The 11,265-nt window shown below is 72.6% G+C and carries 11 protein-coding genes; all 11 read left to right on the top strand.

What is annotated here, in order from left to right; genetic code table 11:
* Positions 1 to 603, top strand: a 603-nt coding sequence (locus tag PINTE_RS17715) for a phenylalanine--tRNA ligase subunit beta-related protein (protein ID WP_505803963.1), incomplete at its 5' end; no start/stop codon positions are given.
* Positions 596 to 1,450, top strand: a complete 855-nt coding sequence (locus PINTE_RS17710; protein ID WP_084343758.1) for an SDR family oxidoreductase — start codon at positions 596 to 598, stop codon at positions 1,448 to 1,450. The genes PINTE_RS17715 and PINTE_RS17710, both read left to right, overlap by 8 nt.
* Positions 1,451 to 1,574: 124 nt before the next feature.
* Positions 1,575 to 2,618: an N-acetyl-gamma-glutamyl-phosphate reductase gene (gene argC, locus PINTE_RS17705; RefSeq protein WP_068433413.1), complete on the top strand. Its 1,044-nt coding sequence runs from the start codon at positions 1,575 to 1,577 to the stop codon at positions 2,616 to 2,618.
* Positions 2,615 to 3,082, top strand: a complete 468-nt coding sequence (locus PINTE_RS17700; RefSeq protein ID WP_245643033.1) for an ACT domain-containing protein — start codon at positions 2,615 to 2,617, stop codon at positions 3,080 to 3,082. Before argC ends, PINTE_RS17700 begins: the two co-directional genes overlap by 4 nt.
* A gap of 35 nt (positions 3,083 to 3,117) precedes the next feature.
* Positions 3,118 to 4,269, top strand: coding sequence for a bifunctional glutamate N-acetyltransferase/amino-acid acetyltransferase ArgJ (gene argJ / locus PINTE_RS17695; protein ID WP_068433411.1), 1,152 nt, complete (start codon positions 3,118 to 3,120; stop codon positions 4,267 to 4,269).
* A gap of 64 nt (positions 4,270 to 4,333) precedes the next feature.
* A complete protein-coding gene (argB, locus tag PINTE_RS17690) occupies positions 4,334 to 5,311 on the top strand; it encodes an acetylglutamate kinase (protein ID WP_245643032.1) in 978 nt (325 codons plus the stop codon).
* Complete coding sequence (locus PINTE_RS17685) at positions 5,308 to 6,546, top strand: acetylornithine transaminase (protein WP_068433407.1); 1,239 nt, start codon at positions 5,308 to 5,310, stop codon at positions 6,544 to 6,546. The genes argB and PINTE_RS17685 overlap by 4 nt, the downstream gene beginning before the upstream one ends.
* A gap of 3 nt (positions 6,547 to 6,549) precedes the next feature.
* A complete protein-coding gene (locus tag PINTE_RS17680) occupies positions 6,550 to 7,185 on the top strand; it encodes an arginine repressor (protein WP_068433404.1) in 636 nt (211 codons plus the stop codon).
* Positions 7,175 to 8,668: an argininosuccinate lyase gene (argH, locus tag PINTE_RS17675; RefSeq protein ID WP_084343756.1), complete on the top strand. Its 1,494-nt coding sequence runs from the start codon at positions 7,175 to 7,177 to the stop codon at positions 8,666 to 8,668. Before PINTE_RS17680 ends, argH begins: the two co-directional genes overlap by 11 nt.
* Positions 8,669 to 8,763: 95 nt before the next feature.
* Positions 8,764 to 9,381, top strand: a complete 618-nt coding sequence (locus PINTE_RS17670; RefSeq protein ID WP_068433416.1) for a DNA-3-methyladenine glycosylase — start codon at positions 8,764 to 8,766, stop codon at positions 9,379 to 9,381.
* A 136-nt stretch (positions 9,382 to 9,517) separates the two neighbouring features.
* Complete coding sequence (gene tyrS / locus PINTE_RS17665) at positions 9,518 to 10,783, top strand: tyrosine--tRNA ligase (RefSeq protein ID WP_068433402.1); 1,266 nt, start codon at positions 9,518 to 9,520, stop codon at positions 10,781 to 10,783.
* The last annotated feature ends 482 nt before the right edge of the window (positions 10,784 to 11,265 follow it).

The raw sequence follows: 11,265 nt of genomic DNA, 5'->3' as shown, positions 1-11,265 counted from the left end.
GCCGGCGACGCCGTGCCCGGCGGGCCGTGGGGGTCGGGGCGCGCCGTCGACGCCGCCGACGCCATCGGGCTGGCCCGCCAGCTCGGGCGCGCGCTCGGCGTCGAGCTGACCCTGGCCGCCGACGACCACTCGCCGTGGCACCCCGGCCGGTGCGCCGCCCTGCGCCTGCCGGACGGCGAGACCGTCGGCCACGCGGGCGAACTGCACCCCAAGACCTGCCAGCGGCTCGACCTGCCGGCACGCACGTGCGCCGTCGAACTCGACCTCGACGCGCTCGTCGCGGCGGCCGGAGACGCGGTGCAGGTCGAGACCCTGTCGACGCTGCCCGTGGCGCACAGCGACGTCGCCCTCGTCGTCGACGAGCCCGTGCCGGCGGCCGACGTCGAGGCGGCCCTGCGCGAGGGAGCCGGGGCGGCTCTGGAGGCGCTGGCGCTGTTCGACGTCTACCGTGGCGGACAGGTCGGCGCGGGAAAGAAGTCGCTGGCCTACCGCCTCACCTTCCGACCGCGGGAGAAGACCATGACCACACAGCAGGTCAGCGTCCTGCGCGACGCCGCCGTCGCCGCGGCCGCGCGCCACACGGGAGCCGAGCAGCGTGGCTGAGGAATCGAGCGGCACCGACGCCGACACGGCGAGCGAAGCGGGCGAGACCTCGCCGAGCGCGCAGAACCGGCGTGTCGCCGTCGTCACGGGCGCGGCGCGCGGCATCGGCGCGCACCTCGCCCGCGGCTTCGCGGCGGCGGGCTACACCGTCGTCGGCAGCTCGCGCAGCGGCGGCCGCCTCGAGGTCCAGGGTGCCGACCCCATCGAGGTCGCCTCCGTCGACGTGACCGACGAACGTGCCGTGCACGACTGGATCGCGAGCGTGCGGGAGCGCGTCGAGCGCATCGACGTGCTCGTCAACAACGCGGGCGTCATCGACGACGAGGTGCCGCTGGAGGAGTCCGATCCCGACCAGTGGTGGCGCAGCGTCGAGGTCAACGTGCGCGGGCCGTACCTGGTCACCCGCATGGTGCTGTCGGGCATGCTCGAGGCCGGAGCCGGTCGCATCATCAACATCAACTCCGGATCCGGCACGCGGGCGGGGTCGGTCGCCACCGCCTACAACGTCGGCAAGAGCGCGCTGGGCCGGATCACCGGCTCCACCCACGCCTCCGGAGCCGGTCGCGGCGTCTACGCCTTCGACCTCGCGCCCGGGGTGGTCCGCACCGACATGACGAACGCCATGGCGGCGCACCGCGACCGCACGGAATGGACCGAACCGGGCCAGGTCGTCGAGTTGGCGCTGGCGCTGGCCTCGGGGCGGCTCGACGCGTGGTCCGGGCGCATGGTCCGGGCCGGCGCCGACACCCCGGGGGACCTCGCGATGCGGGCCGCCGTCGGCATCCCCGAGCAGGCCCGGACGATCGCGCTCATCCCGTGGGGAGACGACGACCCGCTCGCCGGCTGACGATCGGCGCCGACGCGATCTGCCCGAGGGCACCTGACCGCCGACGTGCCCGCAGATCGCCTGAGGCGGTGCCGAACCCACCCGGTATTCGCATAACTTTGCGTACACCCGTATAGTTGCTCGGGTGTTCACCGCCGCCATCGCGGGCGCCAGTGGCTACGCCGGGGGAGAGATCCTGCGACTGCTGCTCGCCCATCCCCAGTTCGAGATCGGCGCGGTGTGCGCGTCGTCCAACGCCGGTAGCCTCCTCGGCGAGCATCAGCCGCAGCTGAGCGCTCTGGCCGATCGGCAGTTGGAGCCCACCACCCCCGACGTGCTCGCCGGCCACGACGTCGTCTTCCTCGCGCTGCCGCACGGCGCCTCGGCGGCGCTCGTCGAGCAGTTGCCGGACGACACCGTCGTCATCGACTGCGGCGCCGACTTCCGGCTGCGCGATGCCGGCGACTGGGAGAGCTTCTACGGCACGCCGTTCGCCGGAACCTGGCCCTACGGGCTGCCCGAGTTGCCGCGCGCCGACGGCAGCCGCGGCCGCGACGACCTCGCCGGCGCCCCCCGCATCGCCGTGCCCGGCTGCTACCCCACGGCGATCAGCCTCGCGCTGGCCCCGGGCCTGGCGGCCGGCGTCATCGAACCGCACGACCTCGTCGTCGTCGCCGCCAGCGGCACCTCCGGCGCGGGCCGCTCGCTCAAACCCCACCTGCTCGGCGCCGAGGTCATGGGCGCGATGAGCCCGTACGGAGTCGGCGGCGGCCACCGGCACACGCCCGAGATCGTGCAGAACCTGTCGGCGGCCGCCGGCAGCCGGGTCGGCGTCAGCTTCACCCCGACGCTGGCGCCCATGCCCCGCGGCATCCTCGCGACGTGCACGGCCCGGCTCCGCAAGGGCGTCGAACCGGAGGCGGTGCGGGCCGCGTGGGTCGATACGTACGCCGGCGAGCCGTTCGTGCAGGTGCTGCCCAGCGGGCGGTGGCCCTCGACCGGGGCGGTGCTCGGCAGCAACGTCGTGCAGCTGCAGCTCGCCGTCGACGAATCCGTGGGCCGGGTCATCGTCAGCGCCGCCGAGGACAACCTCACCAAGGGCACCGCCGGCGGCGCGGTGCAGTGCGCCAACCTCGCGCTCGGCCTGCCGGAGACGACCGGGTTGCCCCTGGCCGGGGTGGCCCCGTGACCGACGAGCATCACTGGACGCTGACGCTGCACCCCGACCCCGTCGCGATCGTGCGGCTCGAGCCCGGCAGCGAACTGCCGACCTGGGCGCGCCCGGCCGGTCCGCTGACCTCCGTCTCGTGGAACGCGCACGAGACCTCCGTCATCGCGCTCGCGGCGAACGTGCCCGACGGCGTCGACCACGCCGGCCCCTTCCTCGCCTACGAGGTCGTCGGGCCGCTGGACTTCACGCTCGTCGGCGTGCTGCACGACCTCCTGCAGCCGCTGACCGGCGAGGGCATCAGCGTCGTGACGATGTCGACCTTCGACACCGACTGGATCCTCGTGCCCGTCGTGCAGGCCGGCGTCGCCGCGCGCCTGTGGGCCGAGGCCGGGCACACCGTCCAAGAGCCCTCCACCGACGCCGCCATCGAACACACCGACGCCCCCGACTCCGGCTCCGAGGGCTCGCCCTCGACCAGCTGACCGACCGAGACCGACACCATCCGAAAGGACACCCCGTGAGCGTCACCGCACCGGCGGGTTTCCGTGCCGCCGGGGTCACCGCGGGCCTCAAGGCCGGCGGGGCCCCCGACGTCGCCCTCGTCGTCAACGACGGGCCCGACCACCACGCCGCCGCCGTCTTCACGACCAACCGCGTCGAGGCGGCCCCGGTCACCTGGAGCCGGGTCGCGGTCGCCGACGGGCGGATCGACGCGGTGGTGCTCAACTCCGGCGGCGCGAACGCCTGCACCGGACCGGAGGGTTTCGCCGACACCCACACGACGGCCGAGCGGGTCGCGCAGGTGCTCGGGGTGTCCTCCGGTGACGTGCTCGTGTGCTCGACGGGCCTCATCGGGGACCGGCTCGACATGCCGAAACTCCTGAGCGGGGTCGACGACGCCGCGGCGGCCCTGGCGCCCACCGCGGGCGAGGACGCGGCCCGGGCGATCATGACCACCGACACCGTGCCCAAGCAGGTGCTCGTGCCGGGCTCGGGCTGGAGCATCGGGGGCATGGCGAAGGGCGCCGGGATGCTCGCGCCCGGCCTGGCCACGATGCTCGTCGTGCTGACCACGGACGCCGCGCTGCCGGCCACCGAGCTCGACGCCGCCCTGCGCCAGGCGTGCCGGCTCACCTTCGACCGGCTCGACTCCGACGGCTGCATGTCGACCAACGACACCGTCGTGCTGCTCTCCTCCGGCGCCTCCGACGCGACCGTCGACCCGGCCGGCTTCGTCGCCGCGCTCACGCAGGCCTGTGACGAGCTGGCCCACGCGCTCATGCGCGACGCCGAGGGCGCCCACCACGACATCGAGATCGAGGTCGTCGGAGCCGCCGACGAGGACGACGCCGTGCAAGTCGGCCGGGCCGTGGCCCGCAGCAACCTGTTCAAGGCCGCGATCTTCGGCGGCGACCCCAACTGGGGCCGCATCCTGTCGGCCGTCGGCACGACGTCCGCCGTCTTCGAGCCGGCCCGACTCGACGTGTCGGTCAACGGGGTTCAGGTGTGCCGCGCCATGGGAGTCGGTGCCGACCGTTCCCTCGTCGACCTCTCCGGCCGCGACGTGCACGTCCTCGTCGACCTGCACGCCGGGCAGGCGAGCGCCACGGTGCTCACCAACGACCTCACCCACGACTACGTTCACGAGAATTCCGCCTACAGCACGTGAGCCAGGTCGCGGCGCCCGCGTCGCGCCGCGCGTCCGACCGTCGATGATCCAGGGGGGATCAGCCATGACCACGTCCACGCTCTCCGACGCCGAGAAGGCCGCCACCCTCGTCGAGGCGCTGCCCTGGTTGCAGCGCTTCCGGGGGGCGGTGGTCGTCGTCAAGTACGGCGGCAACGCGATGGTGCGGGACGATCTCAAAGAAGCCTTTGCGCAGGACATCGCGTTCCTGCGCTACGCCGGGCTGCGGCCGGTCGTCGTGCACGGCGGCGGGCCGCAGATCGGCGCCATGCTCAAGCGACTCGACATCACCAGCGAGTTCCGCGGCGGGATGCGCGTGACGACCCCCGAGGCGATGGACGTCGTGCGCATGGTGCTCGTCGGTCAGGTGGGCCGCGAGCTCGTCGGCCTGCTCAACCTGCACGGCCCGATCGCCGTCGGCCTCTCCGGTGAGGACGCGCACCTGTTCGGGGCCCGCCGCCGGGGCACCCTCGTCGACGGCACCCCGGTCGACCTCGGCCTCGTCGGCGACGTCGAGAAGGTCGAACCCTCCGCCGTCCTCGACCTGCTCGACGCCGGCCGCGTGCCGGTGGTCTCCACGATCGCCCGCGACCTCGACGACCCGGGACAGGTGCTCAACGTCAACGCCGACACCGCCGCGGCCGCGCTGGCCGCGGCCCTGAGCGCCCGCAAGCTCGTCATGCTCACCGACGTCGAGGGCATCTACGCGAACTGGCCGGACCCCGACTCGCTGCTGGCCCGGCTCCCCGTCGATCGCGCGCGCGCCATGCTGACGACGATCGACGCCGGGATGGCGCCCAAGCTCGAGGCCTGCATCCGGGCGGTCGACGCGGGCGTCGGGCAGGCCCACGTCATCGACGGGCGCGTGCCGCACGCCGTGTTGCTGGAGTTGTTCACCGACTCCGGCGTCGGCACGATGGTCGGCCCCGCCGACGAGACCACCGGCACCGACGGGGCGCCGGCCGACGCGCCGACCCCGCGGCACCCCAACGCCCCCACCACCGCCGACGAGGAGACGTCATGACCCAGCCCGCGCCCACCGCGCCAGCGGTGCTCGCCCGCTACGAGCAGTCCCTGCTGGGAGTGTTCGGACGGCCCAAGCTCGTGCTCGATCACGGCGCGGGCGACTTCGTCTGGGACGTCGACGGCAACCGCTACCTCGACCTCGTCGGCGGTCTGGCCGTCAACTGCCTCGGCCACGCGCACCCCGAGGTCGCCGCCGCCGTCGCGCAGCAGGCGGCCCGCCTCATCCACGTCTCGAACTTCTTCACCACCCCCCAGCAGGTCGAGCTCGCCGAGCGGCTGCTCGCGGTCAGCGGCGCGCCCACAGGCTCCGCGGTGTTCTTCGCCAACTCCGGCACCGAGGCCAACGAGGCGGCCGTCAAACTCGCCCGCCGCACCGGCCGGCCGGGGCTGCTCGCGACGACCGGCGCGTTCCACGGCCGCAGCACCGGGGCCCTCGCGTTGACCCACAAGCCGGCGTACCGGGAGCCGTTCGCCCCGCTGCTGCCGGGCGTGCTGCCGCATGTGCCCTACAACGACCCGGACGCGCTGCGCGCCGTCTTCGCCGAGCACGGAGACGAGATCGGTGCCTTCGTCGTCGAGCCGGTGCAGGGCGAGGCCGGGGTGCTCCCGGCCGACCCCGAATACCTGGGGCTGGCCCGCGAGCTGACCACCCGGCACGGGGCGCTGCTCGTGCTCGATGAGATCCAGTCGGGCATCGGCCGCACCGGAGTGTGGTTCGCCCACCAGCGCGCGGGCATCACCCCCGACGCGATCACCGTCGCCAAGGGCCTGGGTGGCGGCTTCCCGATCGGCGCGCTCATCACCTACGGGACCGATGTCACCGCCCTGCTCGGAGCCGGTCAGCACGGCACGACCTTCGGCGGCAACCCGCTGGCCTGCGCGGCGGGGTTGGCCGTGCTGGAGGTCATCGAACGCGACGGCGTGCTGGAGCGGGTCGAGCAGGTCGGTGCCAAGCTCACCGATGCGATCGTCGGCCTGGCCCACCCGCAGATCGCCGGGATGCGGGGTCGTGGCATGCTGCAAGGGATTTCGCTGAACGCGCCGATTTCGCCGCGGGCCTGTGTCCTCGGCCAGGACGCCGGCTTCATCCTCAACCCCGTCCGGGAGGACACGATCCGATTGGCCCCCTCGCTGCTGCTGGAGACCGAGCACATCGACGAGTTCGTCGCCGCGCTGTCCGGGATCCTCGACACCGCCGCCGAGGAGAACGCCGCGGCCGCCGCCGGAAGCTGACGCATGGCGCTGGCCCAGTCCCGCACCGCGCGCCACCGGCGCATCGTCGAACTGCTCGACAACCTGCCGATCCGCTCGCAGGCCGAGCTGCTCACCCTGCTGGCCCGGGACGGCCTCGAGGTCACCCAGGCGACGCTGAGCCGCGACCTCGTCGACCTCGGCGCAGTCAAGGTGCGCCGCGGCCGTCAGCTCGTCTACGCGGTGCCCGCCGAGGGCGGCGACATGACGCCGCGCCCGGCCGTCGACTCCGAGGAAGTCGACGCCCGCCTGCGCCGACAGTGCGAAGAACTGCTCGTGGCGGCCGAGGCCGTCGGCAACCTCGCCGTCCTGCGCACCCCACCCGGCGCCGCGAACTACCTCGCCTCCGCCATCGACCGCAGCGCCGTGTGGCGGGCGGGCCGCATCGTCGGCACCGTCGCCGGTGACGACACGATCCTCGTCATCGCCGCCGACGAGCCAGGTAGCGCCGAGGTCGTGCGGCGTCTGCTCGCGCTCGCCGCCGGCACCGACGAGCCGGATCCCGAGCCTGCCCGCAGCCCTGGCCCTGGCCCTCGCACGGGTGCCGGCACCGAGACGCAACCCGATCTGGCCGCGACGCGACCCGACCCGACATCGATGGAGTTTCCCCGTGAACCCTGACAGCACCCCCCACCCGGACGGGGCCGCGGCCCCCGCGGAACCGGGGGAGCAGCCTGCGTCCACCCCCCTGGCCCTGTGGGGCGGCCGCTTCTCGGGCGGCCCCGCGCAGGCCCTCGCCGCTCTCAGCAAGAGCACCCAGTTCGACTGGCGCCTGGCGCCCTACGACCTCGCGGGTTCGCGTGCCCACGCGCGCGTGCTGCACCGGGCGGGGCTGCTCGACGACGCGTCCCTGGAGACGATGCTCGCCGGGCTGCGCACGCTCGGTCGCGACGTGGACTCCGGCGCGTTCGCCCCGAGCGAGGACGACGAGGACGTGCACACCGCCCTGGAACGCGGGCTCATCGAGCGGGTCGGCCCCGAGGTCGGCGGCCGGCTGCGGGCCGGCCGCTCGCGAAACGACCAGGTCGCCACGCTGTTCCGCATGTACCTGCGCGATCACGCGCGGTCGGTGAGCGGCCTCGTCCTCGACGTCGTCGACTCGCTCATCGCCCAGGCCACTGCTGCCGGGGAGGCCCCGATGCCGGGCCGCACCCACCTGCAGCACGCGCAGCCGGTGCTGCTGTCCCACCACCTGCTCGCGCACGCGTGGGCGCTGCTGCGCGACGTCGACCGGTGGCGCGACTGGGACGAGCGGGCGTGCGTCTCGCCGTACGGTTCGGGCGCGCTCGCGGGCAGCTCGCTGGGTCTGGACCCCGAGCTGGTGGCCGCGGACCTCGGCTTCGAGGGTGCCGTGGAGAACTCGATCGACGGCACAGCCAGCAGGGATTTCGTCGCGGAGTTCTGCTTCGTCGCGGCGATGGCCGCGGTCGACGTCTCGCGGCTGGCCGAAGAGGTCATCATGTGGGCCACCAAGGAGTTCGGGTTCGTCACCCTCGACGACGCGTTCTCCACCGGCTCCAGCATCATGCCGCAGAAGAAGAACCCCGACGTCGCCGAGCTGGCCCGCGGCAAGGCCGGCCGGCTCATCGGTGACCTCGCCGGTCTCATGGCCACTCTCAAGGCGCTCCCGCTGGCGTACAACCGCGACCTGCAGGAGGACAAGGAGCCGGTGTTCGACGCCGTCGACACCCTCGAGGTGCTGCTGCCCGCCGTCGCCGGCATGGTCGCGACCCTGGACTTCCACACCGAACGGCTCGCCGAGCTGGCCCCGCAGGGTTTCTCGCTGGCGACGGACGTCGCCGAGTGGCTCGTGCGCCAGGGCGTGGCGTTCCGGGTGGCTCACGAGGTGGCCGGTGCCTGCGTTCGCGAGTGTGAGGGCCTCGGCATCGAGTTGTGGGAGTTGTCCGACGATCAGCTGCGCGGCATCCACCCGGCGCTGAACCCCGGGGTGCGGGAGGTGCTCAGCGTGCCCGGCTCGCTGGCCTCCCGCAACGCCCGCGGCGGTACGGCGCCGAGCCAGGTCGCCGAGCAGCTGTTCCGGGCCCGTCAGGTCGCGGCCTGGCACCGTGACTGGGCCCAGCGCCGCCCGCGGGTGCGGGACTGAGCCAGGTGGCGCCGGGCTCGCCATCCGATCGGCTCGGCCGGTTCGATCGGCCCGGTCGGCTCGGTCGGCTCGGTCCGGAGTTCTACGACCGGCCGGTGCTGCAGGTCGCCCCGGACCTCCTCGGCTGCCTCATCACACACAACAGTGTGACGATCCGGCTCACCGAGGTGGAGGCGTACGACGGCGAGCGCGACCCCGGCTCCCACGCGTTCCGCGGACGCACCCCGCGCACCGAGGTGATGTTCGGGCTGCCCGGCGGGCTCTACGTCTACTTCACCTACGGCATGCATTTCTGTGCGAACGTCGTGTGCGGGCCTTCCGGACGCGCCTCGGCGGTGCTGCTGCGTGCCGGTGAGGTGGTCGCCGGCGCCCCGGAGGCGCTGGCCCGGCGGACCCGTCCCGGCGGTCGTCCACCGAACCCGCGTGACCTGGCTCGCGGACCGGCTCGGATGACGGTGGCACTCGGGATCGGGCGGGAGCACAACGGCGTCGACACGACCGCCCAGGCCGCCCCGGTGTGGCTGAGCGGAGCGGTCGAGCCGGGCGAGCCGGGTGAGAGTCGTGTGCGACAAGGGCCACGGGTGGGGGTCAGCGGCCCCGGTGGTGACCCGGCCGTCTACCCGTGGCGGTTCTGGCTGGCCGATGAGCCGACCGTGTCGGTGTACCGCCCGGCCGTGGCGCGGGCACGCAGGCGTTCCGGCTCGCGCCGATGAGTGATGACCGCACCCCGAAACCGGTTGCGTTCCGGGACGCCGGGTGCGGCAGTCTGTCTAGCAGTCCCGAGGGCAGCCGCCCCGGGAAGGAGACGGTGCCGCCGACGCGGCGCGAACGGAAAGGACCGGTAGCGGCGTGAGCAACGTGCTCGACGAGCTGATGTGGCGCGGACTGGTGGCGCTGTCCACCGACGAGGACGTGCTGCGGGAGGCGCTCGAGAAGAGGCTGACGGTGTATTGCGGCTTCGACCCCACCGCTCCGTCGCTGCACTTCGGCAACCTCGTACAGCTCATCGTGCTGCGGCACCTGCAGCGCGCCGGGCACCGGGTGATCGGGCTCGTCGGCGGCTCGACAGGCCTCATCGGCGACCCGCGCCCGACCAGCGAGAGGGTGCTGAAGACCAAGGAACAGACGGCCGCGGACGTCGAGCGCATCGCGACCCAGGTGCGGGCCGTGCTCGGGGCCGACACCGCCAACCCGCCGGTCTTCGTCAACAACCTCGACTGGACGGCGCCGATCAGCGCGCTCGACTTTCTGCGCGATTACGGCAAGCACTTCCGGGTCAACCAGATGATCCGCAAGGACGCGGTGGCCGCCCGGCTCAACTCCGACGAGGGCATCTCCTACACCGAGTTCAGTTACCAGATCCTCCAGGCGCTCGACTACCTGCACCTGTGGCGCGACCACGGCTGCACCCTGCAGACCGGGGGGCAGGACCAGTGGGGCAACCTCACCGCCGGGGTCGACCTCGTCCGGCGCGTCGAGGGCGAGCAGGTGCACGCACTCACGACACCGCTGCTCACCGACGCCTCCGGTGAGAAGTTCGGCAAGTCGCTGGGCAACAGCGTGTGGCTGGACCCGGCAATGACCTCGCCGTACGCCTTCTACCAGTACTTCCTCAACATCGAGGACGCCTCGGTGATCAAGTTGCTCAAGGTGTTCACCGACCGTACCCGCGACGAGATCGACGACCTGGAGCAACAGGTGGAGCACGAACCGTTCAAGCGGACCGCGCAACGCACCCTTGCCGGCGACATCACCACCCTCGTGCACGGGCCCGACGCGACCGCGGCGGTGCAGGCCGCGTCGCAGGCGCTCTTCGGCAAGGGTGATGTGTTCGGCCTCGACGCCAGCACCTTCGCCGATGCCACCGCAGAGCTGCCGGGAGGCGACGTCGCCGTGGGCACGAGTCTCGTCGACGCCCTCGTCGCCACCGGACTCGCCGACTCCCGCAACGCCGCTCGCCGCACGATCGGTGAGGGGGGCGCCTCGGTCAACAACGTCAAGATCTCCGACCCGGAGGCGGTCCTGCGGGAGGTCGACTTCGTGCACGGCCACGCGGCCCTGCTCAAGCGGGGGCGCCGCAACCTCGCCGCGGCCCGGCTGCCACGCCGATCGTGACCGACGCCGGCGCGCCCGGTGAGCGGTGCGGCTGCTCGGCCACGGGCCGCTGACCAGCCGATTTGCTTCTGCCGCGCGCCCCTGCCTAATCTTCTGCAAGTCCGCACGGCGGGAGGAACGGACAAGAGCCGAACCGAGCTTCACGGAGTTCGACACAGCACTTGGCCGGTCCCGCGGCGGGATCTACGGCAGAGCCGAACACGGATCGGAACGACTTCCAGACGGAAGTTGATCCTCCGGAGAAGGGCTGCTACAGTAGATAGCCGGTCACGAGAGTTGAACGCAGGACCTCGAAGCGAAGCTTCGGTCGCTGACGCACCACCTCATGGCCGACCAAACACGAAGCCCTCTTACCTCAGGCACGTCATCGTGCTCAGGGTAGTTGTGCATCCGATTCTTGAGAACTCAACAGCGTGCCATGACGATTGATGCCGATTGTTTGTTTGGTTGATGTCGTTCCTTTGGATTCTGACTCTTTTTGA

Source organism: Piscicoccus intestinalis NBRC 104926 (genome assembly GCF_001515525.1).
In the GTDB taxonomy this organism is placed as follows: Bacteria; Actinomycetota; Actinomycetes; order Actinomycetales; family Dermatophilaceae; genus Kineosphaera; species Kineosphaera intestinalis.
This window is presented reverse-complemented; position numbering and strand designations above follow the sequence as displayed.

What these genes read in the sequence shown, in the direction of transcription:
- PINTE_RS17680 (WP_068433404.1), top strand. Translation starts at nt 6,550, where the DNA reads ATGGCGCTGGCCCAGTCCCGCACCGCGCGCCACCGGCGCATCGTCGAA.
- argB (WP_245643032.1), top strand. Translation starts at nt 4,334, where the DNA reads ATGACCACGTCCACGCTCTCCGACGCCGAGAAGGCCGCCACCCTCGTC.
- PINTE_RS17685 (WP_068433407.1), top strand. Translation starts at nt 5,308, where the DNA reads ATGACCCAGCCCGCGCCCACCGCGCCAGCGGTGCTCGCCCGCTACGAG.